Raw genomic sequence first — 25,423 nt, 5'->3', positions numbered from 1 at the left:
GCCGCGCGGAACGGGCAGGGTCCGCTGCCCGTCCGGGCAGTCGGGTCATCGGCGCCCCGGGCGGCGCAGGCGGGGCTCGGGGGTCGGGCGGGCCGGGGGCGGGAGTTCGCCGGTGCGGATCCGCAGGCCCTCGTCGACGGGCTTGCCGGCCCCGTAGACGGGCGCCGCGGCGACGGGGGCGCTGAGCACCAGGTCGAGCGAGGGTTTGAGCTCGCCGCCGAGGGCGGACCAGACGTCGGCGAAGGCCCGGTCCTCGGGCGGTGGCAGGGCGATGCCGAGGGGGATCGGCAGGCCGGTGGCGGCAAGTTCGGGGCCGAGTCCGTCGGCGGGCAGGGCCGGGTGCCGCAGGAAGCAGGTGAGCAGCGCCGACAGCAGGCGGTGTTCGTCCTCGGGGCGCTGGGTCCAGGCGCTGACCAGGTAGGAGAGCTTGAACCAGCGCGGCGGGAGGGTGCGCGCCACTACGGTGCCCTCGTCGTCGTACACGTTCTGCCGGCCGCGGGAGGCCCGGCGCAGGTCCTCCCGGATGTCGTAGAGGTAGAGGTTGACGGTGGGGGCGTTGCGCCGGGCGGCCCAGTCGCGGGTGGGGGCGTCGAGAACCAGGTCGACCTCGGTGCCGGCCAGGACCTCGGCGCGGATCAGGGCGCGCAGCGCCTCGTCGATCTCGTGGATCACCGGTGTCACCGCCGCCGCTGGTACGGGGCGGGCTGCAGCACGCCGGGGACGACCCGGAAGCCGGTCCTGACCTCGCCGAAGGCGGGCGGGTCGGCGGCCGGGGTGACGATCAGTTCGCGGGGGCCGAGGGTGTCCTGGACCAGAGCGAGCACGGGCGCGGTGAAGGTGCCGTCGGCCGCCACGGTGACGGGTGCCGCGGCCGCGGTCACGCCGGTGCTCCAGCGCAGCCGCAGCGCGGTGCCGGGCGGGAAGGAGCTGCCGTGGGCGAGGGTGACGATGCCGGGCGGGCCGAGCACCGGGTCGAGCCGGACGGCGGGTTGGAGCACCGTCAGCGGCGCGGTGGCGGTGTCGTTGGCGGTCTGGGCGTCGTCGCCGGTGGTGGTGAGGGTGCCGGTGACCGTTCCGGCGAACGGCGCGCCGGGGCGCAGCAGCACGGTGACGGTGGTGGCGGCGCCGGGTGCCAGGACGGGGATCGGGCAGCCGGCCGCGGTGCAGTCGGGCGGTGCGGAGAGCGTGGTGGCGCCGGGCGGCCCGGCGGTGGTGAGGGTGACGCCGGTGGCGGGTGCCGGGCCGAGGTTGCGGACGGTGTAACGGGCGGTGACGGTGCCGCCGACGTACGCGGAGGCGGGGTCGACGATGACCGAGACCGCGGGGTCGGCCCGCAGCGGGGCGTCGCGGCCGAGGACGGTGAGGGTGGCGGTGGCCTGGTCGTTGGCGGGGTCGGCGTCGCCCCGCTCGCTGCCGACCCGGCCGGTCAGGGTGGCGGTGAGCGGGGTGTCGGCGGTGACCACCAGGGTCACGGTGGTCTGGGCTCCTGCGGTGAGGGTGCCGATCGAGCAGGCAGCCGGGTCGCAGGCGGGCGTGGTGGAGACGACGTGCAGGCCGGGCGGCACGGTGACGGCGAGGCCGACGCCGTAGGCGGTGGCGGCGCCCTGGTTGCGGACGGTGAAGGCGACGGCGGCCGGCTCGCCGACCCGGACGGTGGCAGGGGTGGCCTGGGCGGTGACGGCGGGGTCGGGCAGTTTGGCCGCCGCGACGGTGACGGCGGCCTGGGCCTGATTGTTGTCGGCCCGGGGGTCGGGCAGCCGGCTGTCGGCCCGTCCGGTGGCCTGTTGCGGGCCGAGGCCGTTCGCCCGGGCGGTGACCTGGACGGTCGCGGCGGCGCCGGCGGCGAGCCGGCCGAGGTCGCAGTCGAGCGCGCCGGCGGTGCAGCCGCCCTGGGAGGGCCGGGCGGCGCCGACGGCCTCCAGGCCGGCCGGCAGCACAACGTGGGTGCCGGTGAGGCTGCTGACGGCCGGTCCGAGGTTGGTGACGGTGAGGGTGAGGACGGTGGTCTCGCCCTGGACGGGCTGGGCCCGGTCGGCGGTCAGGGCGACGTCCAGGTCGGCGGTGGGCTGCCAGGTGGCGGCGGACTGGCTGGTGCCGACCTTCGCGGGCAGGACCCGGCCGGCGCCGGTGTCGGCGTCGGCGACGCCGATCGCGGTGCTGTTGCCGTCGCCGGCCTGGACCTCGGTGTCGAAGGCGAGTTGCCGGGCGTCGGGCGACCACGCCGGGCTGCCGGGATCGCGGAACGGCGAGCCGGTGGACGGCGGGCCGCCGCGTGGGCGGACGCTCGGGCAGGCCCCGGTCCAGGGCACCACGATCCGGCAGCCCTGCCCGCCGCCGCCCATGGTGAGCAGCACCCCGTACGGGCCGTCGGCGCGCAGCCCGGGGGCGGTGGGGGCTGCGGCGGCGATCCGGGGCTGTGCCGGGGAGGGGCTGCCGGGGCTGGGCGAGGGATCCGGTTCGACGGTCAACAGCGTGCGGCGGAGGGCGAGTCGGTCGCCCACCGGGGCGTAGGCGGGGCGCTGGTCGGCCACCGGGCAGTCGGCACCGCACTGGGCGGCGGTGAGGTCGCGCGGGTCGGCCCCGTCGGCGGCCCGGACGCTCCAGACGTGGCGGACGGCGGCCGCGAGCCCGGGCGCGAGTCCGACCACGGGCACCGGGCAGGAGACGCCCCGGCTGAAGGCGATCCTGGTCCCGTCCGCCGACCAGGTCGGGTCGGTGTCGGCCCGGGTGCAGCCGTCGTCGGGGGTCGGCACGTCGTACGTCGGTACGTTCCTCACCCCGCCGGAGACGTCGGCGACGGTGATCCGCGAGGCCCCGAAGGTGGTCCCGCTCTCCGGCTCGGCCTGGGCGAGGACCAGCCGGCTGCCGTCCGGGGACCAGGCGGGGCGCAGCTGGTCGAGGCGGTCCTCGATCCCGGTGCCGGTGAGCTGCTCGGCCCGGCCGAGGTCGTTCGGGTCGCCGACCAGCACACGCGAGGTCGATGGCGCGTCGGAGTGGTAGGTGGTGCGGACGAAGGCCACCCGTTGCCCGTCCGGGGACCAGGCCGGGGTGTCGTCGGAGAAGCTGCCGCTCTGGTCCTGGGGCAGCAGGTCGTGCCGGTCGAGCGGGTCGGCCGGGCGGGCGCTCTCCAGGTGGCTGTAGTCGATGTTCAGCCGGGTGAGCAGCACGGTCGACGGGCCGCCGGGCGGGCTGTACCAGGCGACCGACTCCAGTCGCTGGTCCGGGTCGGTGGTGAGCCGGGTGCCGGTGCAGGTCGGGCAGCCGGTGGCCGAATCGACCCGGAGGACGAGGCCGCTGAGGAAGGCGAGCGCGGTGCCGTCCGGTGACCAGGCGACGTCCTCGGCCGCGCTCTCGCCGGACCCGCGGGCGAGCACCTCCGCCCGCCGGTCGGCCCCGGAGGTGGGGACGACGGCGAGGGCCTGTACCTGGTCGACCAGGGTGACGTAGGCGATCCGGCCGTGCCCGGGGCCGCCGACGGGTTCCCAGGCGGGGCTGCGCGCCTCGCCGGGTCCGGTGTCGACCTCGCTCTCGGTCACCGGGCCGAGGGTGGGCACGGTGACGCGGTGGATCCGCCGGTTGCGCTCGAACGCGATCTCGCGGCCGTCCGGCGACCAGCTGGGCCATCCACCGCCGGCCACCACGCGTTGGCGCTCGGTGCCGTCGAGCCGCATCATCCACACCGCGGGCGTGGCGTCCGGGTCGGCGCCGGCCGCCGGGTAGTTCTCGACCGACGGGTCCTGCCGGCACCAGTCCCACTCGGAGGCGTCGTGCCAGGCGGTGAAGGCCACCCAGGCACCGTCGGGCGAGATCGCCGGGTGTTTGATCCGCCAGCCGGGCAGGTCGAGCAGGACGGACGCGGGCCGACCGGCCGAACGCACCATCAGGTCCTCGCCGCCGCCGTTGCGGTCGCTCACCCACACCACGGTGTCGCCGTGCACGGCCGGCTGGCAGTCGTCCGCGGCCTCGCCGGCGCCGAGCAACGGGGCCATGGCGTCCGGCCCCCGGAGCAGCATCAGGCTGCGGTTCTCGTACCCGGCGCTGTACGCGAGCCGGCCGGGGGCGGGCTCGGCGGCGGCCGGGCGGACGGGCAGCGGCCCGCCGCGGCCGATGGTCAGGGCCACCGCCGCCAGGAGAGCGGCCACCAGGGCCGTGGAGACCGCGACCGCCGGCGTCCGGCGGGTCCGGCCAGGGGTGAGCGCGCCTCGTCGCACCGTGTCGTCCGGACGGGTCCCCCGCGCACCCGGGCGGGTCGACGGCATCCGGCTCTCCCTCCTCGCCGCTACCCTGGCGTGCCGCCACCGGGGGGTCCCGGGGCCGGAGGGCAGCACCGCGGGAACAGGTCCCTGCCCGATCGGGCGGGAGCAGGGGTCAGATGAACCCCTCGCGCATCGCGTACGCCACCGCGTGGGAGCGGTTGCGCAGCTGGAGCCGGGTGGTGATCTCGTGCAGGACGTTCTTGACGGTCCGTTCGGAGAAGGAGAGCGCCTCGGCGATCTCGGCGGTGTCGTGCCCGGCGGCGACCAGCCGGAGCACCTCGACCTCCCGGGTGGACAGCCCGGAGAAGGCGAGCCCGCGCGGGTCGAGCACCTGCCGCTGCAGTCGGCCGACCTGTTCCAGCAGCCGGCCGAGCAGGTCGGCGGGCACCGTTCCCTCCCCTCGGGCGGCGGCCAGGATCGTCTGTACCAGCCGGTCGGCCGTCGCCTCGGTCCGCCGCACCACTCCGACCACCCCGCACTCGACGGCGGCCACCAGGCCCGCGTCGTCCAGGTCGGTGCCGACCAGCACGATCCGCCCGGACGGTCCGCGCCGCAGCTGACGGAGCGTCTGCACCTCCTCCTCGCCCACCCGGTCCAGTGCGACCACGACCACCGTCGCCTGGTCCGTCTCCTCCTGTTCGCCCAGGAGCCGAAGCTCCGGGCAGGGTCTGAGCTGTCCGGCGAGTCCCGCGTACGAGATCGGGTCCTGGGCACTGAGCCGTACCCGGATCCGCTCGGCGCCGTTGCTCCCGTGATAGCGCATGGTGTCCCCCCGATGCCCTGGGTGCGCGGTGTCCGCCGCGCAGGTCGTCCGGTCCGTGTGGCCAGTGAACCCTCGGGCAGTCAGCAGGCAGTCCACAAGGACTCAACGGGCAGCATCGGTGCCCGGAAGTGTGGCCCCGGGACACCTGTCGTCGCGACGGTCGCTCCGTACGCTCGCCGCATGACCACTACCGCGCGCCTGGAACCGTCCGCGACGTCCGTGCGCCCCGGCGAGGAGACCCGGGTCGGCCTCGAGCTGCGCTCCGCCGGCGGGGCCGGCGAGATCGTGGAGGCGTTCCGGTTCGAGGTGGTCGGTGCTCCCGCCGGCTGGGCCGTCGTCGAGCCCGAGTCGGTCTCCGTCTATCCCGGGCGGACCGCGCAGGCGATCCTGGTGCTCCGCCCGCCGGCCGAACCCGCGCCGCCGGCCGGCACCGTGCCGTACGCGGTCCGGGTGGTGTCGGTGGACCGGCCGGACCACACCCTCGTCCCCGAGGGCGTGCTGGAGGTGCTGCCGGTCGAACGGCTCGACGCCGAACTGCTGCCCCGGATGTCCCAGGGACGCGGCGGTGCCCGGCACCGCATCGCCATCGACAACCGCGGCAACCGGCCGGTCGCCGCCACCCTCTCCGGCTCCGACCGGGGGGAACTGCTCACCTTCTCCCTGCCGCAGGTCCCCACCGTCACCGAGCCCGGCCGGGCCGCGTTCGTCCGGGCCGGCGTCAAGCCGAAGCGGCGGATCTGGCGCGGCCAGGCCGTCCCCCACGCCTTCCAGGTGCAGGTCACCCCGGAGGGCGGCGCACCGATCACCCTGGACGGCACCTACCTGCAGCAACCCGTGCTCGGCAAGGGGCTGTTGAAGGCCCTGGTCGCCGTGGTCGCGGTGGCCGCGGCGCTGGCCGGGGTGTGGTTCGGGCTGCTGCGGCCGGCGGTGCGCAGCGCTGCGAAGGAGGCGGTCAAGGACCCCGTCCAGGCCGCGCAGTCGCAGGCGGCGGAGGCCGCCCAGAAGGCGGCGGGCGCGCAGAACGCCGCCGCGGCGGCCCAGAAGGCGGCCGGGATGACACCCTCCCCCGGCGCGTCCGGCCCCGCCACCCCCGGGACCGGGCCCGAACCCGGTGCCGGCGCGGCCCTGTTCTCCCACCGGTTGACGGTCGCGCCCAAGCAGGACAAGCAGGCCACCGACACCTTCCCGGTGCCGGCGGGCAAGACCCTGCGGCTGACCGACCTGGTCCTGGAGAACCCGCAGGGCGACACCGGCACCATCACCATCGCGGTCGACGACAAGCCGCTGCTGTCACCCGCCCTGGAGAACTTCCGCGAACAGGACTTCCACTGGTCCTCCGCCCTGATCGTCACCGGCGGCCAGCACATCACGCTCACCGTCACCTGCCGCCAGATCGGCCAGCCCCCCACCGCCCCCGCCCCCACCAGCTGCAACGCCGCGGGCCTCCTCTCCGGCGCCCTCGAATAGCAGCGCCACAGCCTCCCCCGACCCGGCGGAGCCTGCTGCGGGCTCAGCCCAGGTCCGCCAGGGCGGCCTCGATCGCGCGGTGGAAGGTCGGGTAGGCGTAGATCATGTGCCGCAGGCGCGCGGTCGCCACCTCGGCCTGGACCGCCACGGCGAGGCCGTACAGCATCTCGCCGCCGGCCGGTCCGGCGCTGGTCGCGCCGACCAGCACGCCGCGGTCGGCGTCCTCGACGAGTTTGACGAAGCCGTCGTTGCCCGCCTTGTGGATCCAGCCGCGGGCGGAGGAGGGGATCGGCGCGCTGCCGGTGCGCACCCGCAGGCCGGCCGCGCGGGCCTGGCGCTCGGTCATGCCGACGGCTCCGACCTCGGGGTCGGTGAAGGTGACCCGGGGCAGGGCGCGGTAGTCGGCCTCGGGGCCGTCCTCGCCGAGGATGTCGCGAACGGCGATCCCGGCCTCGTACATGGCGACATGGGTGAAGGCGCCGTGCCCGGTGACGTCGCCGATCGCCCAAACCCCGTCGGCGGCCCGCATCCGTCCGTCGGTGGGGACGGCGTGCGCGGTCGGGTCGAGTCCGACCGTCTCCACACCGAGTCCGGCGAGTTCGGCGCGGCGGCCGGTGGCGACCAGGAGCCGTTCGGCGGAGAGGAGTTCGCCGCCCTCCAGCCGGAGGGTGAAGGTGACGCCGTCGTGTTCGGCGCGGACCGCCCGGGCGCCGGTGCGCAGGCCGACGCCCTCGCGTTCGAGGACCTCGGCGGCGAGCCGGCCGGCTTCGGGCTCCTCGGCGGGCAGCAGGTGGTCGAGGGCTTCGACGACGGTGACGGTGGTGCCGAACCGGGCGAAGACCTGGGCGAGTTCGAGGCCGATCGCGCCGCCGCCGAGGACCAGCAGCGATTCGGGGAGCTCCTTGGTGGCGACCGCGTCCCGGTTGGTCCAGTACGGGATGTCGGCGAGGCCGGGGACGGGCGGGGCCGTGGGGCGGGCGCCGGTGGCCAGGACGATGCCGCGGCGGGCGTGCAGGGCGAGGTCGTCCACCGCGACCCGGCCGGGTCCGGTGAGCCGGGCCCGGCCGCGGACGAAGCGGCCGCCCTTGCCGGTGAGGCGGTCGACGGCGACCTGGTCGTTCCAGTCGTCGGTGGCCTCGTCGCGGATCCGGGCGGCGACCGGCGCCCAGTCGGGGGCGACCCGCGAGTCACCGGCCAGGCCGGGGATCCGCCGGGCCTCGGCGAGCAGGTTGCCGGCCCGGATCATCATCTTGCTGGGGACGCAGCCCCAGTAGGGGCACTCCCCGCCGACGAGTTCGGCCTCGATGCCGACGACGTCCAGGCCGGCTTCGGCGAGCCGGCCGGCGACGTGCTCGCCACCGGGGCCGAGGCCGATCACGATCACGTCGGTCTGCTGTTCGGTCACGGCCGGTGCTCCTCGCGTGGTCGGGCCGCCGGGCGGGACGGCAGGCTGGGCAGGTCCAGCCTGCCACTCCGCCCGCCGGCCGGCCGGACATCGCGGGAAGTCGGGCGAGTTGTCGGCGACTTCACGCCGACCCCCGCCCCCGCCCCCGCCCCGGTCAGAGCGGCCCGTGGTCCTTCAGCACCCGACGGGACTGCGCGAACAGCATGCCGACATTCACCGTCTTGCGGCAGACCACCACCGCAACCACCTCGTCGGTGCTGTCCACCCGCAGGAACAGGTGGGTGAGGTTGTCGCTGTTGACCAGGATCTCCTGGAAGTAGTGGCGGTCGCTGACGACCCCGCGCCGCTCCTTGAAGATCCCCTCGATGATCACCACGTTGCGGCCCTGGAACAGGTCGAGCGTGGCCGCGGCGAGCATGTCGAGCACCTCCGGCGGGTGCGAGTCGACGGTCTCCACCGACAGCAGCATGCCGGTCGACATGTCGATGACGCCCGCGGCCACACAGTCCGGCACCTCGGAGCGCAGGCCCTTGACCAGGCTGGTGATCCGATCGGACATGCTCTGCAGGCTCCGCGTCTCGGGCAGGCTCATCGTGCTCCTTCAGGTGCTGGCGCGTGGGTGGTGGTGGGGTGGGCCGGGGGTGCGGGTACGACGGGTGCGGGTACGACGGGTGCGGCGGGCGCGCCGGTGAGCAGGCCGCCGATCCGCTCCGCCGAGGCCCGCGCCTCGGTGTTCAACCGGCCCAGGTCGGTGCCCGCGTCGCCGAGGACGCCGATCAGGGCCGTCTCGCCGATCGCGTGGGCGGTCAGGCAGCCGCCGGTGAACCGGGCCGAGGCGTGGTCGAGCAGACCCCGCCCGGCCAGGGCGCCGGTCCGTCGGGCGACGCCGAGCGCCGCCGCGGTGAGCGCGGCCAGCGCCTCCGCGTCCACCGCCCGGTCGGTCTCCGCCGTGATCAGCAGTCCGTCGGCGGACGCCACCAGGACGTCGGTGACCCCGACGACCCGGTCGCGCAGGTCCCGCAGCTCGGCGATCAGCTGCGCATCGGTGGTAGTCACAGCCCTCCAGTTCCAGGTGTTCCATGGGTGCCGTCCGGGGCGTCGTGGGTGCCGACCCGGGCTTCGTGCCGTGCCCGGTAGCGGGCGATCAGTGCGGCGGACGGCCGCCAGTGGCCGGCCACCGGCGGCACGGGCAGGACGTCGGTGATCCCACTCGCGCCGGGCCGCCGGTGCGGCAGCCCCGCGGGCCGGTCCGGCGGCGCAGGCCGGTCCGGCGGAGCCTCCGGCGACGTGCCTTCGTTCCCGGCGGGTTCGGCGCCCGCGGCGGCGGCCCGTTCGAGCAGCCCTTCGGCGAGCAGCCGGGAGAGTTCCACCGTGACGGCGTACAGGCTCCGGCCGAGCAGGAAGGCGATGTCCCGGGCGCTGCGCCGGCCGTCGGTCCGCAGCAGGATCTCCCGCCGTTCGCCGGTGACCGCGCCTGCCCCCTCGAGCAGTGCGGTCGCGGCGGCGGTCCGGACGGGCCGGTCGCGGAACGGGGAGAGCGCGGGGCCCCGGGAGCCGAGCGCGCGGATCCGCCGCTCGGCCTCCTGGAGCAGCCACTCCGGTTCGATGCCGTGCGGTGCGGCCAGGCGGGCGGCGCAGACCTCGGGGTCGAGGGTGACGCCGTCGATCCGGCCGAGGCCGACCGCGAGTGCGCCGTCCAGCGCCGCCATCTCGCAGAGCAGTTGCAGTTCGGCCACGCCGACCAGGTCCCGGGAGACCAGCTCGGCGCCGACGCCCTCCGCGTCGGCGCCGCGCCGGAGTGCCGCCGCCCAGTCCGCCTCACCGATCCGGCCCGAGCGCAGCAGCAGGGTGTCCACCCCGGGCGCGCCGGGTGACGCCACCTCGGCGATGGCGCCGTTCCTGAGGTGGATGGCGCCGCCGGGGTCGCCCGCCACCAGCAGCGTCCCGGAGATCAGCTCGCGCGGGGTGCCGGTCAGGATCCGGGCGAAGCCCAGGCCCGCGCGCCCCGGTACGGCGATCTCCGACATGCCCCTGCAATCCGTCGTGCCGACCCGGGATGTCGCGGCGGTCGAACGCCGGCCCGGTGCTCGCACGCTAGTCGAGCAGGATGGTCATATGACCCGGACGACGGGAAATGCACACAACCGGGGCGTTTCTGACAGCGAGGGGCGATTGCGGCGACGGATTCGCTTCATCCGCGATCAGAAGTCGCGCAGCCGGCCGAACGGCACGATCGCCGTCCAGGCGCCCTTCTGGACCTGGTAGATCGACGCCACCTGGTTGGTGGTGTCCCCGAACTCGTCGAAGGCGACGTCGCCGGTGACACCGAAGAAGGAGACCTCCTGGAGCGCGTCGGCGACCGCCTTGCGCAGCGCCGCGCCGGTCAGCTCGGTGCCGTTCTTGCCCTGGCGGGCCCGTCCGACGGCCTGGATCAGCGCCCAGGTGGAGTCGTAGGCGTACGGGCCGAACGGCCCGGCCTCCTCCTTGTGGCCCGCCGCGTGGTAGGCGTCGAGGTAGGTGAAGGCCGAGGCGAGCCCCTCCACCGAGATGCCCGGCTGGCTGGCCAGGTCGCCGTTGGCCGCCGCTCCCGCCGCCTTGAGGTAGCCGTCGGTGTGCAGGCCGTCGCCGCCGGCCATCGGCGCCTTGACCCCGGCCGCCTTGAGCGCGGCGGAGAGCGGGCCGCCCTCGGGGTGCTCGCCGCCGTAGTACACGATGTCGGGCTTGGCGGCGGCGATCTGGGCGGCCAGCTTGGTGAAGTCGGTGGTGCCGTCCTGGATGGTGGCGCGGAAGGCGACCTTGCCGCCGGCCTCCTCGAAGGCGCCGGCGAACTCGGCGGCCAGGTCGGTGCCGTACGCCTTGGTGTCGTTGACCACCGCGGCCCGGGTGGAGCCGAGCTTGCTGTGCGCGTACCGGGCGAGCAGCGGGCCCTGGACGGCGTCGGTGGTGACGGTGCGGAAGTAGGTGGCGTACTGGCGCTTCTTGCCGCTCGCCCGGTAGTCGGCGCCCCAGGTCAGCGCGGGTGCGGTGTTGGACGGGGAGATCTCGGCGAGGCCGGCCTTCGACAGCACCGGGGCCATCTCGAGCGCGCCGGACGAGGTCAGCGGGCCGACCACGCCCATCACCTTCGGATCGGCGGCGAACGCCTCCCCGTTGGTGCGGGCGATCTGCTCGTCGGCCTGGTCGTCCTTGGCGTCCAGGACGAACTTCACGCCGGGAACGGTGTTCTTGGCGTTGGCCTTGGCGACCGCCAGCTCGGCCGAGTACCGGATACCGAGGCCCAGGTCGGCGAGTTTGCCGGTCAGCGGGCCGTCCACGCCGATGGTGACCGTGATGGTGGAGCCGGACCCGAGTCCGACGGAGCCGCAGCCGGACAGCAGCAGCGCGCAGACCAGACCGAGCGCGGAGGCTCTGGGCAGCGTAGAACCGGTCACCGTGCATCCCTTGCGACGTTGGAGCGGATCAGGGGACGCCGGACCGTGCCCGCCCACGGCCGCAGGGCGGCCCGAGGCGTGCGGGAAAAAGGCGCGATCGACCACTGCCGTCCGGTGAACTCGGCACAGGGACGGCATGGTTGGCGCCTCGTTGGACGGTCCGGCGAGGGGCGGTGGGCCGGGGCCGGGAGCGTGCCGCGCACCCGGTCCGGATCACCGACCGGCGTCCATGGGGCGTGACCCTACGACCTGCCGCCAGGAGCGTCAACGGATTCGACCAAACCGGTGCCCTGGCGCAAAACGCCTGCCCACCGGCCCGATTGACCCTCCCGGGCGGTCCGCCCCGCGGCCCGCCGCCCCTCGCCGGACGGCTCAGAACTGCCCGACGAAGTACGGCTCGACGGTCATCCAGCCGTTGCCGCTGGCGCCGTTCAGCCGGCCCGTGCTGGTGCGGGCGAGGGTGTACCAGGACTCGACGTAGTCCGGGTCGTCGGTCCACCAACTGCTGGGCATGGCACCCAGCACGGCATTGACCAGGGGGATGTAGGCGCCCTGGTCGGCGATGGTGAGCAGGGCGGCGGCGACGGCCTGGGCGAGGGCGAGGTAGTTGGTGTCGCCGTCGTCCTCCATCAGTACGACATCGGCCAGGTTGTACTTGTAGTTCGACCAGTTCACCAGGATCTGGTTGGGGTAGTACACGGTCTTGTCGTACTGCAGGTAGGGCATGGCGACCGAGTCGACCCGGACCTTGCCGTCCTGGCCGAAGCCGCTGACCAGGCTGAACATCTCGGCGGCGCCCTTGAACCAGGGCTCCTGGTCGTCGTTGACCTCGATGCCGTCGATCTTGGTGCCCCACCAGCCGCCGGCCGCCTGCGCGCCGGTCAGCCCGCGGTCGGCGAACTCCTTCTGCAGCACGGCCGTTCCGGCCGCCAGCGCCTTCGCTCCGTCGAGGTCGACCAGGTAGACGGGCTGCGCCGGGACGCGCGCGGCGTCCAGGGTGTGGACCCGGCCCGCGGAGTCGTACGCGCGGATAGTGCGGGCGTGCTCGTCGGCCACGGCGACGGCCACCAGCGGGGCGGCGCCGGCGTCCAGCGCGGCCCGCATCGAGGGGTCGGCCAGCTGGACCCGCAGCAGCGGACCGACTCCGGCGTCCAGACCCTTGGCGGCGGCTATCGAGCGGTCGCCGTCGGCCACGGATCTGGCGAGCGCGCCGGCCGCCCGCGCGGTCGATCCGGCGGCCAGCGGGGCGAGGCCGGCGGGCCCGGTGCCGACCGCGGAGCGCACCCGGGCGCTCCAGCCGGCGTCGGCGAGCGAGACGGCCAGGTCACGGGCGACCCGGTCCTCGGCCGCGGCCACCTGGCCCTTGAGCGGGGTCGGCCGGGCAGAGGCGGGGGCGGTGGCGGCAGGGACGGCGGCGGCTTGGCCGGCCGCCAGGCCGGTCAGAGCGAGGACCGCGGCGGCCACCGCGGCACGGCGTGGGCGGAGGAGCGGCATGAGGGTTCTCCCGAGGCGAGTGGGCGTGCCGGTACGACCCCGTCGGCGACGGCGCCATGACAAGTAAAGGGAAGACCCGACGATGCATCAATACCAGGCGGTAGCCCTTCAGTTCACCAGGACCGCGCCGCCGTCAGCAGCCGCTCGCGGACCAGCGCCACCTGCGGGTTGGCGGCCGCGCCCGGCCGCTGCACCAGGTACCCGGTGTTGATCGGTACGTCCGCCGGCTCGTGCAGCAGCACCAGCGCCCCGGAGGCGAGTTCGCCCTCGCACAGGTAGCGCGGCACCACCGCGAACCCGGCCCCGGCCGCCACCGCCGCCACCACGCCCCGCAGGTCCGGCACGGTGAGCGCAGCCCGGCAGACCAGCCGCCGGTCGAACACATGCCGCCAGTAGCGGCGGACGATCGGCAGGTCCTCCGCGTACGAGACCAGCGGCACCCGGTGCAGCGCGGCCGGCCCCTCGGCCGCGAGCCGCCCGCCCAGCCGCTCCGCCCACACCGGCGCCGCCACCAGCACGAACTCCTCGTCCGCCAGCGGGACGGCGGACAGCGTCCGGCCCGGCGGCCGGCGGGTCGCCACCACCAGATCGTGCCGCCCCGCCCGCAGCTCCTCCAGCAGCGGATCGGTCAGCCCGGTCGCCACCCGCAGCCGCAACCCGTCCGCCACCAGCGGCGCGAGCGCCGGCAGCACGGAGGTGCACAGCAGCTCCGCCGGCCCGGCCAGATGGACCGGCTCCGGCGGTGCCTCCGCGTCGCCGCCCGTACCGCCGCCGCCCGTCGCGGCCGCCAGCGCGTCGAGCGGCCCGGCGACCCGCGCCGCCAGCTCGTCCGCCACCGGGGTCGGCGCCACCCCGCGCGGCAACCGCTCGAACAGCTCCCGCCCGTGCTGCCGCTCCAGGGTCCGGATCTGCGCGGTCACCGTCGACTGCGACAGGCCCAGCACCTGGGCCGCCGCGGTGAACGAACCGGCCCGGTGGACGGCCAGAAAGGTGCGCAGCAGGTTCAGATCCATGCCACTCATTGAAACACCGATGGCAGTCATCGGCCGCGTCATTGGTCTGCCGATGGCAGAGCGCCCTACTGTCGAACCGTCCACTCCGACGTCCGACCCTCCGCACCTCCACCCCTCCGCCCGGAAGACCCACAGGAGCAGAACCCCATGTCGAAGATCCTCTTCGTCCTCACCGGCGCCACCCACTGGACCCTGGCCGACGGCACCGAGCACCCCACCGGCTACTGGGCGGAGGAGGTCGCCGTCCCGTACCTGGCCCTCACCGGCGCCGGCCACGAGGTCGCCGTCGCCACCCCCGGCGGCGTCCTGCCCACCGCCGACCGCGGCAGCCTCGGCGCCGACGCCAACGGCGGCCAGGAGAACGCCGACAAGGTCGCCGCCGCGCTCGACGCCTTCACCGAGCTGAAGAACCCGCTCGCGCTCGCCGACGTCGACCTCGCCGAGTTCGACGCCGTCTACTACCCCGGCGGCCACGGCCCGATGGAGGATCTCGCCGTCGACCCGACCTCCGGCCGCCTCCTGGTCGCCGCCCTCGCCTCCGGCAAGCCGCTCGCCGTCGTCTGCCACGGCTCCGCCGCCCTGCTCGCCGCCACCCTCACCGACGGCACCAACGTCTTCGCCGGCTACCGCGCCACCGCCTTCACCAACACCGAGGAGACCCTGGCCGGCCTCGCCGAGCGCGCCAAGTGGCTCCTCCAGGACCGCCTCACCGCCGCCGGCATCGACGTCCAGGAGGGCCGCCCCTGGGAGTCCCACGTCGTCGTCGACCGCAACCTGATCACCGGCCAGAACCCCGGCTCCTCCGCCGACACCGCCGCCGCCCTCCTCGCCCAGCTCGCCTGACGCCCACCCCCACCCCCGGCCCAGCCGCCACCGGCCCCCACCGCGTGGCGGCTCCGCCGCACCCGGCCACGCCTCGCCACCGGCCACCTGGACCGCTCCGACTCCCCCGCACCTCACGCCCCACGACCGCGTGCCGGCCCTCGCAGGGGCTCCCGCGCGGATGTGACCGGCCAGTAAGGTGGCGGCCGGACGGTTCGTACGGACGGGAGTTGGCGGTATGCGCGACCAGACCTCGGGCTTCTTCGGCTCGGTGGACGAGGTGACCGAGCGGCTTGCCGCCGTCGGGTACCTGGCGTCGACGGCGGTGGCCACCACGGTGTTCCTGGCGGACCGGCTCGGCAAGCCGCTGCTGGTGGAGGGCCCGGCCGGGGTGGGCAAGACCGAGCTGGCGAAGGCGGTGGCCCGGGTGGGCGGGGCCCGGCTGGTGAGGTTGCAGTGCTACGAGGGCATCGACGAGTCCCGCGCCCTGTACGAGTGGAACCACGCCAAGCAGTTGCTGCGGATCACCGCGGGCCGGGGCGAGTCGTGGGAGGACGCCCGCACGGACGTCTTCGGCGAGGAGTTCCTGCTGCCCCGCCCGCTGCTGACCGCGATCCGCGGCGAGGAGCCGACGGTCCTGCTGATCGACGAGACGGACAAGGCCGACCTGGAGGTCGAGGGCCTGCTGCTGGAGGTGCTGAGCGACTTCCAGGTGACCGTCCCGGAGCTGGGCACGATCGCCGCGACCCGCCGCCCGTTCACCCTGCTCACCTCGAACGCGACCCGCGAGCTCTCCGAGGCGTTGCGCCGCCGCTGCCTCTTCCTGCACCTGGACTTCCCGGACCCGGAGCTGGAGGAGCGGATCGTCCGGCTCCGCGTCCCCGGGCTGGACGCGGCGCTGGCCGCCTCCGTGGTCCGGGTGGTGAACGCGCTGCGGGCGATGGACCTGCGCAAGTCCCCGTCGGTGGCCGAGACCATCGACTGGGCCCGCACCCTGCTCGCCCTCGGCGCGGACTCCCTGGACGACGCGGTGGTCCGCACCAGCCTGGGCGTGATCCTCAAGCACCAGGAGGACATCTGCCGGGCGACCGAGAAGCTCACCCTGGCATGACCGGCAGCCCGGCGGCCCCCGCCGCAGCCCCCTCCACCCGGCTGTCCGGCCGCCTCACCGGTCTGGTGCAGGCGCTGCGCGGCCACGGCGTCCCGGTCGGCCCGGCCGAGACGGTCGACGCGGCCGCCGTCGCGGAGGTGCTGGGCCTGGCGGACCGCGAGCGGCTGCGCGAGGGCCTGGCCGCCGCGCTGCTGCGCTCGACCGGTCAGCGGGCGGTGTTCGACCCGGCCTTCGACCTGTTCTTCCCGCTCGGCGTGGGCCGCCCGGAGGCCACCCGGACACCGCCGGCCGAGGACCCGCAACCCGACGGCCCCGACCCGGCTGCCCCGCCCACGGTCGACGAGCTGCGCGAGCGCCTCGCCGAGGCGCTGACCGCCGGTGACCGGGCCGCGCTCGCCCGGCTGGCGGGCGAGGCGGTGGACGCGCTCGGCCGCTACGGCACCGCTCCCGGTACGGACGGCTGGTCGGCGTACCAGACGCTGGGCCGGATGCAGCCGGAGACCCTGCTGGCGCGGGTGCTCGCGGGGTTGCGGGCGGGCCGCGGCGGGCCGGAGTTCACCGACCGGGTGGAGGCGGACGAGATCCGCCGCCGGATCCGGGAGTTCCGCGCGCTGGTGGGCACCGAGGCGCGCCGCCGGGTGGCCGAGCTGCGCGGCACCGAGCGGATCGCCGCCCGGGCGATCGCCCCGACCGCCGACCAGGTCGACTTCCTCTCGGCGGGCCGCGAGCAGCTGGCCGAACTGCGCCGCACCGTGCAGCCGTTGGCCCGCAAGCTGGCGACCCGGCTGGCCGCCCGACGGCGGAAGGCGGCCCGCGGGCAGATCGACCTGCGCCGGACGCTGCGCCGCTCGCTGTCGACCGGCGGGGTGCCGATGCGCCCGGCGTACCGGCGGCGCCGGCCGGGCCGCCCGGAGATCGTGCTGCTGTGCGACATCTCGGGGTCGGTGGCCGGGTTCTCGGACTTCACCATGCTGCTGGTGCAGGCGATGCGCGACCAGTTCAGCCGGGTGCGGGTGTTCGCCTTCGTCAACCGGACCGCCGAGGTCACCCGGCTGGTGACCGGCGGTGCGGTGGAACCGGCGGAGCTGGCCCGGCGGGTGCTGACCGAGGCCAGGGTGGCGGGCTTCCACGGCAGCAGCGACTACGGCGCGGCGCTCGGCCAGTTCGCCGACGAGCACCTGGACGCGGTCGGCCCGCGCACCTCCGTGCTGGTCCTCGGGGACGCCCGGACCAACGGCTTCGACCCGAACCCGGCCGCGCTCGCCCGGATCGCCGACCGGGCCCGCCAGGTGCTCTGGCTGAACCCGGAGCCGCCGTCCCAGTGGGGGTCCGGCGACTCCGCCGCGCCGGTGTACGCCCAGGTGGTGCGGATGCTGCCGTGCCGCAACGCGCGCCGGCTGGCCGAGGTGGTCGCGCACCTGCTGCCGGTGTAAGTGGCTCCGCCAGTAGGCAGTGGAGCAACCACAACAGGGGCGCGGGGAACTGCGCGAGACGGAAGGCACCGACCGGACGGCCGGTTCAGCGTCCGGCGGCGCCGAGGCCGAGGCCGTCCAGCACCTCGGGGGCGAGGCCGAAGGCGGTGGTCATGCCGATGCCGGAGGTGACCGCCGCCACCCGGACGCCCTCCGCCGGAGCCGCGACCAGGAACGGCTCCCGGCCGGCCGCGTAGACCCCGCGCCAGCGCTCCCGCACCGTCAGTTCGCCGGCGCCGAGCAGCTTCGCCGTCTCGGCCAGCACCGCCCGGTCGAGCTCCTCGTCGTCGAAGGGGTCGTGGGTGGTGTCGTACGCGTGGGTGTCGCCGATGGTGAGGGTCCCGTCGGGGCGCTGGGTGTACATCAGGTTGAGGCCCATCCCGATCAGCTCCGGGTGCTCGCGGGTGAGCCGCTCCCGCACCTCGGACAGGCTGGGGCAGGCCTCGAACCCGGCGTAGCGCAGCAGCGAGTAGCCGGTCTGGACGGCCGGCTCGATGACCGCGCCGCCGGGGGCGTCGACCCGCAGCATCCGCAGGGCGCAGCGGCGGACGGCGTGTTCGGCGGCCAGCTCCGGGTAGTGCCGGTCCAGGTCGTGGCCGGTGGCGAGGACGATCGCGCCGGCCTTGAGCACGCCGCGGCTGGTGCGGACGGCGCCCGGCTCGACGGTGTGCGCGGTGGTGGCGAAGTGGAAGGCGACGCCGCGTGCGGCGAGGTGGCGGGCGATGGCGGGTGCGGCGGCGCGCGGGTCGACGCGCAGGTCGCCGGGCAGCCAGGCGCCGCCGACGACGTCGGGGCCGACCGGCACCCGCTCGGCGACCTGTCCGGCCGTCAGCATCCGTGCCTGGTCCTCGCCGCGCAGCTCGGCGAACTCGGCGAGGACGGCGAGCTCGTCCTCGGCCCGGGCGACCATCACCGTGCCGGTGCGGCGCAGCCAGAAGCCGGCTTCGTCGGCCAGCTCCGTCCAGGTGGCGCGGGCGGCCATGCCGTAGCGGAGGGCGTCGCCGGCCTGGGCGGTGGCACAGGCGTGGCCGAAGTTGCGCACCGAGGCCCCGGTGGCCCGGTCGGCGCGTTCCACGACGGCCACCGACAGGCCGCGCTCCAGCGCCTCGTGCGCGTGGGCGAGGCCGACGATGCCGGCGCCGATGACGACGACGTCCGCGGAACCGAGCGTGTCGAGCATGGCCTGGGGTCTCCGATCCGAGAGGATGTTCCCGAGTTGTATGGACAACTCTGGGCTTGCTCGGACAACCTACGGCGGCCTTCGCACCCGGCCGAGAGACGGATCATGAACACCCGGTGAACTCCACCGGCCACCCCGATGCCCGCGCACCGCCGGCGGCCCTGCGCGTCAGGCGCCCTCCGCCTCCGTGCTGAGCGCCGCCAGCAGCGGGGCGAGGAACCGCCGCTCCAGCCGCCCCGGCGGCAGCTGCTCGGGCTCGACGTAGCTCTGCGCCAGCCCGCCCTCCCGGACCGCGATCAGCAGCCGCGCCACCTCCTCCGGGTCGGCGGTGAGGGTGCGGCCGGCCCGGGCCAGGTACCCGGTCAGGCAGCGGGCGATCTCCGCCCGCAGTCGGGCGTCGTGCTGCGCCAGCACCCAGGCCGCCTGCGGGTCGCGGATCGCGTGCAGGGTGAACTCGGTGGTGACCAGGTACCAGTCCCGCTCGGCGGGCTCGATCTCGGCGAGCACGTCCGCCACGCCCTGCAGGGTGAGCTGCTCGTCCGCGATGGCGTCGATCCGCTCGGCGATCCGGGCGACGGTCCGCTCGCTGTGCTCGTCGAAGAGGGCGAGGAAGAGCTCTTCCTTGCTGCTGAAGTTGGAGTAGAAGGCGCCGCGGGTGTACCCGGCGCGCTCGCAGATCTGCTCGATCGACGCCGCCCGGAAGCCGTGCTCGGCGAAGGTCGCCAGCGCCGCGCCCAGCAGGGCCGCCCTGGTCCGCGGCCGCCGCTTGGTCACACCCTTGGGCATCGCGCCCTCCCTCCGGTCCGAGATCACCATACCTTTCCGGATCCGATCCATCGACGTATCGGATACAGCTCTGTATGTTCTCCCTGTCCGCACCTGTCGCTGCACCCGCCGCACCCGCCGCAGACCGCTGGAGCCGCCATGAGCACCCCCCTGCACTCCGCCCTTTCCTCCGCCCTTCCCTCCGCCCTGTCCGCCGCCGTCGGACCGGTCCCGGCCGGCGTCACCATCCCGCTGCCGCCGACCTTTGACTCGGTCGAGGCGGAACGCCGCTACCGCAAGGAACAACTCGCCGCCGGATTCCGGCTCTTCGGCCGCTTCGGCTTCTCCGAGGGGGTCGCCGGCCACATCACCGTCCGCGACCCGGAGCACCCGGACCGGTTCTGGGTCAACCCGTTCGGCATGAGCTTCAACCAGATCAAGGCCTCCGACCTGATCCTGGTCGACCACGAGGGCAACCTGCTGCACGGCGAGCGCCCGGTGAACAAGGCCGCCTTCGTCATCCACTCCCAGGTCCACGCCGCCCGCCCGGACGCCGTCGCCGCCGCCCACTCCCACTCGCTGTACGGCAAGGCCTTCTCCAGCCTCGGCATCCCGCTCGACCCGATCACCCAGGACGCCTGCGCCTTCTACGAGGACCACGCCCTGTACAGCGACTACCGCGGCGTCGCCAACGAACTGGAGGAGGGCAAGCGGATCGCCGAGGCGCTCGGCGCCTGCAAGGCCGTCATCCTGCAGAACCACGGCCTGCTCACCGTCGGTGAGTCCGTCGCCGAGGCGGTCTGGTGGTTCATCACCATGGAACGCTCCTGCCAGGCCCAGCTGCTCGCGATGGCCGCCGGCACCCCCAAGCTGATCGACCACGACACCGCGCTCACCACCCGGGCCCAGATCGGCAGCCACCTGGCAGGCTGGTTCCAGGCCCGCCCGCTCTGGGACCAGATCACCGCCTCCGACCCCGACCTCTTCGACTGAGGACCCGCCCGCCCGTGCCCACCGCCGCACCCCTCCCCCGCCGCCCCCGGATCGCCGTCCTCGGCGCCGGCTCCATCGGCTGCCACCTCGGCGGCATGCTCGCCGCCACCGCCGACGTCACCCTCATCGGCCGGCCCGCCGCGATGGCGGCCGCCGTCCGCGACGGCCTCACCCTCACCGGCCCCGGCGACGCCCGGCGCACCGTCCACGACCTGCACCTCGCCACCGAACCGGACGCCGCCCGCGGCGCCGACTACGTCCTGGTCACCGTCAAATCCGCCGACACCGCCACCGCCGGCCGCCAACTCGCCGACCACCTCGACCCCGACACCGTCGTCGTCAGCTTCCAGAACGGCCTGCACAACCCGGACGTGCTGCGCCGCGAACTCCCCGGCCGCACCGTCCTCGCCGGCATGGTCCCCTACAACGTCGTCCGCACCGACCCCGCCGCCTTCCACCAGGGCAGCGGCGGCCGACTGATGCTCGACGACACCCCCGACGCCGCCGAGCTCGCCACCGCCGCCCGCGGCGCCGGCCTGCGGCTCGACCTCCGGCGGGACATGGCCGCCGTCCAGGCCGCCAAGCTCCTGATGAACCTCAACAACGCGATCAACGCACTCTCCGGGCTGCCGCTGCGCGAGCAGCTCGGCCGGCACGAGTACCGGGCCTGTCTCGCCCTGTGCCAGCGCGAAGCCCTCGCCGCATTCCGGGCCGAGGGCATCACCCCCGCCCGCCTCGGCCCCGTCCCACCGCGCCTGATGCCCGCCGTCCTCGGCCTGCCCGACGCCCTGTTCCGCCGCCTCGCCGCCGCGAGCCTGCGCATCGACGCCCACGCCCGCTCCTCCATGTGGGAGGACCTCCAGCGCTCCCGCCCCACCGAGATCGACACCCTCCAGGGCGAGATCGTCACCCTCGCCGCCCGCCACCACCTCCCCGCCCCCGCCAACGCCCGCCTCACCACCCTCGTCCACCAGGCCGAATCCGCCCCCACCCCCTGGCCCGCCCCCACCCTCCTCGCCGACCTCCGCGCCCACACCGCCTGACCGCGTCCGCCGGCCCTCTTCAACAGGACCGGGGCGACACGCTCTCCGAGCACGTCTGGAAGTGGTTCGGCGCCGCCTGCGACGGCCGGCCCCAGGACCAGCCCTACGGCTGGCTCCGGCTGCGCCGCTTCGCCCTGCTCGCGTTCATCGCGCCTGGCTGTCGGTGCACTTCCTGACCGACGGCCTGTGCTGACGTGGGGGCGAGCGCCCTACGCTTCGGATTCACCTAGCTCAGGCTTCTCGGATTCACCCAGCATGGGCGGCGGGCTGGCCAGGTCCCGGATGATGTTGATGATCGCTTCGAACGCTGCAGTCCCGGGCACGGCAAAGACGCTGGTACCGGTGACAGCGGCGTAGTCGTACACCCCCCAGAACCAGACAAGCGGAAGGGCGGACGACAGTGCGCCGAGCGATGCAGCCTCCACCTCGCTCAGCTTCTGGTCCTTCAGGAACTCGGAACTCGCCACGGAGGCGAGGGCTGCAAGGGCTGCTTGAGCCCAGTTCCTGCTGTCTGCCTTCTCCTGCGGGAAGTACGACTTCGCGATTGTCCGACACGCTCCCATCATGGCCAACCCGGACGTCGCCGCCTTGAGGTTGGCCATGAGGCGGGTGTCGCGTTCGTCGGGCTTCGACGCGGCCTTCCCCGAGGCAAGAGCATTGCCGCCCGCAGCCGCGCCGAGCACCACGAACGCCTCGGCCCGAGCTGCCATGATGCGCACTCGCTCCGCAGCGCTCAGATTCCAAAAGTGTCGATCAGTCACATCCGCTCCCAGGATGGGGATTTGGCGCATCCGATCGTGGCACGCGATGAGAGATCAGTGCAGCTCTACTCGGGGGTAGAACCAACTCGTCACAAAGGGGGTGGCCTGGCGCCCGGACCGTACCCAACCGTGAGGCCGACCTCGGTCCCCCCGCGAGCGCGTGGGCAGCGCCTGCGCCTCTTCACCCCGCGCGCGTTCCTGGCCTGGCCGTCGGTGCACATCCTGACCGGCGGCCTGGTCTCGCGCGAGCAGGACGAGGCCCGCGGCGCGGGAGCGCGCCACGGGCCCGCGACGGTCAGGAGCCGATGGTGGGGAACAGGTCGGTGAAGGGCTGGGTGGTCACCGAGATGCCCCGGCCGAAGGGGTCGTCGAAGTCCCAGATCAGGAAGAGCAGGAAGCCGATCAGGGCGCTGAAGGTGCCGGCCAGCACCAGCTCGCGCATCGACCGGCGGATCTGCAGCGCGAACACCATGCCGACGGTGACCACCGCACCGACGATCAGGCCGAACCAGACCACCCCGGGCATGGTCGGCCCGACGTTCTGGCCACGGGCGTTGCGTGCCTCGTCCGCGGTGGAGATCCGGTCCATCATCGGCTGGTAGGCCTGCGCCTCCAGGTCGTTCTGCGGGGCCCGTTCGGCGACGTCGGTGCGCACCTTGGCCAGCAGCGCCGTACCCTCCGGCGAGATCTCGCCGTGGGTGCGCATGTAGTCCCACTCGGTGTTGACGACGTACGAGACGTAGGCGTCGACGTCCTTGCGGACCTGGTCGCGGTAGTCGGCCGGGAAGACCTCGGCGCGGGCGCTGACCTCGTGCAACGCCTGGGCCTCGCGCAGGGTGTCGTCCTGGGCGGAGCTGCGGGCCTCCCACACGCCGGCGATGGCGAGGCCGAGGACGATCGCGTAGACCACGCCGATCATCATCGTGATGTATTCGATGACGTCGGGCGTCTCGGACGGGTCGTCGTCGGCGGCGACCCGCCGCTGCCTGAGCACCACCACGGCGATGACCACGACGCAGGCCGCGGACATGGCGATGGCGAGCGCCAGCCACTCGGACATGGCAACTCCTGTTCACGTGTTGATGAGATGTCCGGCCGACGCCGGGTCAGGACCGGGAGCTCCGGCCGGCACCGCCGGTGCGGGAGCGGGGACGGAGCGCGGCGGCGGCGAGCACCGCCGGCACGGTGACGACCATCAGGGTGGTGGTCGGTGAGAGCGACCGGCGCCGCGGCGGGTCCGCGTGGGCCAGGGGCGGCGGGTAGTGCACGACCGCGGCCTTCGGGGCGGGCGGCCGCGGACCGGGCGGCGGGGCCGGCGGCGCGGGTACGGCGCTGCGCGCGGGGGCCGGCCGGGTCGGGGTGGGCTGCGGGGCGGGCGGCGGGGTCTGCGCCGGGCGCGGGGCGGCCGGGGGTGCCGGGGTGGGCGTGGGGCTCGGCGTCGGCACGGGGGTGGGTGTCGGCCGGGGGGTGGGGGTGGGGCTGGGTTCCGGCGGCCGCGGGCAGGGGTGCGGCGGGTGCGGGGGATGGCTCGGGTGCGGCGGGTGGCTGGGATGCGTGGGGTGGGTGGGGTGCGGCGGATGCCCGTCGCCGCCGACCTGGACGTCCACGGCGCTGCCGAGGTCGACCGAGATCCCGCCGACCGAGACCGCGGTCCCGGTCTCGACGCAGACCTCGATGCCGCTGCCGGCCCGCGCGGGTGTCCCGGCCGCGCCGGAGAGCACCGCGCAGATCACGGCCGCGCCCGCGAGGGCTCCGGCTATCCGGGCGGGCGGTCCGGCGGACGGTCTGAGTGTGCGCTGCATGGGTGTGGGACGGCCTTCCTGGTCTCGACCCGAAACGAGGGTGCGCCAACCGGATCGCGGCCCACCGGACCTTGATCCAACTGACGCACCCTCAACTTTCGACCGTGCCGACTAGTTACGGCCGTGCGCGATTTCGACGTTCTCCAGGACGCCGAGCGCGTCCGGCACCATGATCGCGGCGGAGTAGTAGGCGGTCACCAGGTACGAGATGATCGCCTTCTCGTCGATACCCATGAAGCGGACCGACAGGCTGGGCTGGAACTCGTCCGGGATGCCGGTCTGGTGCAGGCCGATGACGCCCTGGTTGTCCTCGCCGGTGCGGAGCACCAGGATCGAGCTGGTGTTCTCCTTGCTGATCGGGATCTTGTTGCACGGCAGGATCGGGACGCCGCGCCAGGCCGGCACCTTGTGGCCCTGGACGTCCACGTGGTCCGGGTAGAGGCCCCGGCTGTTGAACTCGCGGCCGATCGCGGCGATGGCCTTGGGGTGCGCCAGGAAGAACTCGGAGTCGCGGCGGCGGCTCAGCAGCTCGTCCAGGTCGTCCGGGGTGGGCGGACCGGAGTGGGTCTGGATCCGCTGGTCGAAGGCCGCGTTGTGGAGCAGGCCGAACTCGCGGTTGTTGATCAGCTCGTGCTCCTGGCGCTCGCGCAGCGCCTCCACGGTGAGCTTCAACTGCTGCTCGATCTGGTTCATCGGCTGGTTGTAGAGGTCCGCGACACGGGTGTGCACCCGCAGCACGGTCTGTGCGATGGAGAGCTCGTACTCGCGCGGCTTCAGCTCGTAGTCGACGAAGGCGCCGGGCAGCTCGACCTCGCCGTGGTGGCCGGAGGACATCGCGATCTCGGCCTCGCCGAGTTCGTTCTGCCGCTGCAGCGGGAGCGAGCTGAACTCCTGGATGTGGGCCTGCAGACCGGGCGAGTTGGCCAGCACCGCGGCGAAGTCGGCCCGGGAGAGGATGAGCAGGGTGCCGGAGGTCGTGGCGGTGGCGGTGTAGTCCCAGGTGGCGTCGGTGTCCAGCAGGGCGTTCTCGCCGAAGCGGTCGCCGTCGGCCAGGACGCCGATCACCGTCTCGTCGCCGTACTTGCCGGTGGAGATCTGGTTGATCCGGCCGTGCGCGATCAGGTGGATCTGCTCGGACGGGTTGCCGCGCTCGACCAGCACCTCCCCGGCGCGGAAGTCGCGCTGGATGCAGCGGTCCGCGATGGCGGTCAGCACGTCCACGTCCTCGAAACCGCGCAGCAGCGCGAGCTCGCCGAGCTCCCGGGGGATCACCCGGACGGCGGCACCGGTCTGGACGAACTCGATCCGGCCGTCACCGACCGTGTACACAAGTCGGCGGTTCACCCGGTAGGTGCCACCGGAGGTCTGCACCCAGGGGAGCATCCTCAGCAGCCAGCGGGAGGTGATCTCCTGCATCTGGGGGGCGGACTTGGTCGTGGTGGCAAGGTTGCGGGCAGCCGCCGTGGTGAGGCTGGTCTGCTGGCTCTGCGCCTGCTGTGTCTCCGGGCTGGTGTCCACGGGCATCGGGCAGGGCTCTCCTTCGTGAAGGCGGTGGATCTGACGGAATGTCAGAACACCTGCTGCGATAGGCAACTGACGGTCGGACAGGCTCTGAAGAATCGATCCCGCCCCGGGCGGAAACACT

Annotated in this window: 22 protein-coding genes; 6 read left to right on the top strand and 16 right to left on the bottom strand. The window is 74.4% G+C overall.

Annotation, left to right across the window (positions count from 1 at the left end; all coding sequences use genetic code 11):
- Window positions 1–45: 45 nt before the first annotated feature.
- The 3 genes from FHR36_RS11355 to FHR36_RS11340 form a co-directional block, all read right to left on the bottom strand.
- Complete coding sequence (locus FHR36_RS11355) at window positions 46–672, bottom strand: Pvc16 family protein (RefSeq protein WP_253796120.1); 627 nt, start codon at window positions 670–672, stop codon at window positions 46–48.
- A 5-nt stretch (window positions 673–677) separates the two neighbouring features.
- Window positions 678–4,259 (bottom strand): hypothetical protein, encoded by a 3,582-nt coding sequence (locus tag FHR36_RS39255; RefSeq protein ID WP_301329982.1) that lies wholly within the window; start codon window positions 4,257–4,259, stop codon window positions 678–680.
- Between the two features lie 109 nt (window positions 4,260–4,368).
- Window positions 4,369–5,019 (bottom strand): response regulator transcription factor, encoded by a 651-nt coding sequence (locus tag FHR36_RS11340; protein WP_253796119.1) that lies wholly within the window; start codon window positions 5,017–5,019, stop codon window positions 4,369–4,371.
- A gap of 180 nt (window positions 5,020–5,199) precedes the next feature.
- Here FHR36_RS11340 and FHR36_RS11335 point away from each other — a divergent pair, with 180 nt between their 5' ends.
- Window positions 5,200–6,486 (top strand): COG1470 family protein, encoded by a 1,287-nt coding sequence (locus FHR36_RS11335; protein WP_253796118.1) that lies wholly within the window; start codon window positions 5,200–5,202, stop codon window positions 6,484–6,486.
- Between the two features lie 43 nt (window positions 6,487–6,529).
- Here the strand turns inward: FHR36_RS11335 and FHR36_RS11330 are convergent, their stop codons facing one another.
- The 7 genes from FHR36_RS11330 to FHR36_RS11300 all read right to left on the bottom strand — a co-directional run bounded on the left by FHR36_RS11330 (window position 6,530) and on the right by FHR36_RS11300 (window position 13,838).
- Window positions 6,530–7,891: a dihydrolipoyl dehydrogenase family protein gene (locus FHR36_RS11330; RefSeq protein WP_253796117.1), complete on the bottom strand. Its 1,362-nt coding sequence runs from the start codon at window positions 7,889–7,891 to the stop codon at window positions 6,530–6,532.
- Between the two features lie 154 nt (window positions 7,892–8,045).
- A complete protein-coding gene (locus tag FHR36_RS11325) occupies window positions 8,046–8,450 on the bottom strand; it encodes a hypothetical protein (RefSeq protein ID WP_253796116.1) in 405 nt (134 codons plus the stop codon).
- Between the two features lie 29 nt (window positions 8,451–8,479).
- Entirely contained in the window at window positions 8,480–8,947 is a 468-nt protein-coding gene (locus FHR36_RS11320; RefSeq protein ID WP_253796114.1) for a roadblock/LC7 domain-containing protein, read from the bottom strand.
- Window positions 8,944–9,918 (bottom strand): MarR family transcriptional regulator, encoded by a 975-nt coding sequence (locus FHR36_RS11315; protein ID WP_253796112.1) that lies wholly within the window; start codon window positions 9,916–9,918, stop codon window positions 8,944–8,946. Before FHR36_RS11315 ends, FHR36_RS11320 begins: the two co-directional genes overlap by 4 nt.
- 174 nt (window positions 9,919–10,092) lie before the next feature.
- The gene (locus FHR36_RS11310) at window positions 10,093–11,322 is read right to left on the bottom strand and encodes a branched-chain amino acid ABC transporter substrate-binding protein (protein WP_253796110.1); all 1,230 of its coding nucleotides are present in this window, start codon (window positions 11,320–11,322) and stop codon (window positions 10,093–10,095) included.
- 372 nt (window positions 11,323–11,694) lie between these two features.
- Window positions 11,695–12,816 (bottom strand): DUF3103 family protein, encoded by a 1,122-nt coding sequence (locus tag FHR36_RS11305; protein ID WP_253796109.1) that lies wholly within the window; start codon window positions 12,814–12,816, stop codon window positions 11,695–11,697.
- Window positions 12,817–12,929: 113 nt separating this feature from the next.
- Window positions 12,930–13,838 (bottom strand): LysR family transcriptional regulator, encoded by a 909-nt coding sequence (locus tag FHR36_RS11300; RefSeq protein WP_407660815.1) that lies wholly within the window; start codon window positions 13,836–13,838, stop codon window positions 12,930–12,932.
- A gap of 138 nt (window positions 13,839–13,976) precedes the next feature.
- Here FHR36_RS11300 and FHR36_RS11295 point away from each other — a divergent pair, with 138 nt between their 5' ends.
- From FHR36_RS11295 to FHR36_RS11285, 3 genes are all read left to right on the top strand, one after another.
- Window positions 13,977–14,672, top strand: a complete 696-nt coding sequence (locus tag FHR36_RS11295; protein ID WP_253796107.1) for a type 1 glutamine amidotransferase domain-containing protein — start codon at window positions 13,977–13,979, stop codon at window positions 14,670–14,672.
- A gap of 217 nt (window positions 14,673–14,889) precedes the next feature.
- The gene (locus tag FHR36_RS11290) at window positions 14,890–15,762 is read left to right on the top strand and encodes an AAA family ATPase (RefSeq protein WP_253796106.1); all 873 of its coding nucleotides are present in this window, start codon (window positions 14,890–14,892) and stop codon (window positions 15,760–15,762) included.
- Window positions 15,759–17,195 carry a vWA domain-containing protein gene (locus FHR36_RS11285; RefSeq protein WP_253796105.1) on the top strand — a complete coding sequence of 479 codons (1,437 nt, stop codon included), beginning with the start codon at window positions 15,759–15,761 and terminating at the stop codon, window positions 17,193–17,195. The genes FHR36_RS11290 and FHR36_RS11285 overlap by 4 nt, the downstream gene beginning before the upstream one ends.
- An 85-nt stretch (window positions 17,196–17,280) precedes the next feature.
- Here the strand turns inward: FHR36_RS11285 and FHR36_RS11280 are convergent, their stop codons facing one another.
- Both FHR36_RS11280 and FHR36_RS11275 read right to left on the bottom strand, forming a co-directional pair.
- Complete coding sequence (locus FHR36_RS11280) at window positions 17,281–18,414, bottom strand: TIGR03364 family FAD-dependent oxidoreductase (RefSeq protein ID WP_253796104.1); 1,134 nt, start codon at window positions 18,412–18,414, stop codon at window positions 17,281–17,283.
- Between the two features lie 168 nt (window positions 18,415–18,582).
- Window positions 18,583–19,200 (bottom strand): TetR/AcrR family transcriptional regulator, encoded by a 618-nt coding sequence (locus tag FHR36_RS11275; protein WP_253796103.1) that lies wholly within the window; start codon window positions 19,198–19,200, stop codon window positions 18,583–18,585.
- A 138-nt stretch (window positions 19,201–19,338) separates the two neighbouring features.
- On the opposite strand from FHR36_RS11275, the gene FHR36_RS11270 reads away from it, so the two are divergent.
- Together FHR36_RS11270 and FHR36_RS11265 are read left to right on the top strand one after the other, a co-directional pair.
- Window positions 19,339–20,172, top strand: coding sequence for a class II aldolase/adducin family protein (locus tag FHR36_RS11270; protein ID WP_253796101.1), 834 nt, complete (start codon window positions 19,339–19,341; stop codon window positions 20,170–20,172).
- 14 nt (window positions 20,173–20,186) lie between these two features.
- Window positions 20,187–21,215, top strand: a complete 1,029-nt coding sequence (locus tag FHR36_RS11265; protein WP_253796100.1) for a 2-dehydropantoate 2-reductase — start codon at window positions 20,187–20,189, stop codon at window positions 21,213–21,215.
- A 209-nt stretch (window positions 21,216–21,424) separates the two neighbouring features.
- Here the strand turns inward: FHR36_RS11265 and FHR36_RS11260 are convergent, their stop codons facing one another.
- The 4 genes from FHR36_RS11260 to FHR36_RS11245 all read right to left on the bottom strand — a co-directional run bounded on the left by FHR36_RS11260 (window position 21,425) and on the right by FHR36_RS11245 (window position 25,302).
- Complete coding sequence (locus FHR36_RS11260) at window positions 21,425–21,976, bottom strand: hypothetical protein (protein WP_253796095.1); 552 nt, start codon at window positions 21,974–21,976, stop codon at window positions 21,425–21,427.
- A 295-nt stretch (window positions 21,977–22,271) separates the two neighbouring features.
- Window positions 22,272–23,036, bottom strand: a complete 765-nt coding sequence (locus tag FHR36_RS11255; protein WP_253796093.1) for a bestrophin-like domain — start codon at window positions 23,034–23,036, stop codon at window positions 22,272–22,274.
- Window positions 23,037–23,082: 46 nt separating this feature from the next.
- A complete protein-coding gene (locus FHR36_RS11250) occupies window positions 23,083–23,778 on the bottom strand; it encodes a hypothetical protein (RefSeq protein ID WP_253796091.1) in 696 nt (231 codons plus the stop codon).
- A gap of 111 nt (window positions 23,779–23,889) precedes the next feature.
- The gene (locus FHR36_RS11245) at window positions 23,890–25,302 is read right to left on the bottom strand and encodes a family 2B encapsulin nanocompartment shell protein (protein WP_253796090.1); all 1,413 of its coding nucleotides are present in this window, start codon (window positions 25,300–25,302) and stop codon (window positions 23,890–23,892) included.
- Window positions 25,303–25,423 lie beyond the last annotated feature (121 nt).

It is taken from the genome of Kitasatospora cinereorecta, from assembly GCF_024172095.1.
GTDB lineage: Bacteria > Actinomycetota > Actinomycetes > Streptomycetales > Streptomycetaceae > Kitasatospora > Kitasatospora cinereorecta.
Note: the sequence above shows the minus strand (reverse complement) of the source record. Positions and strands in the feature narration are given on the sequence as shown.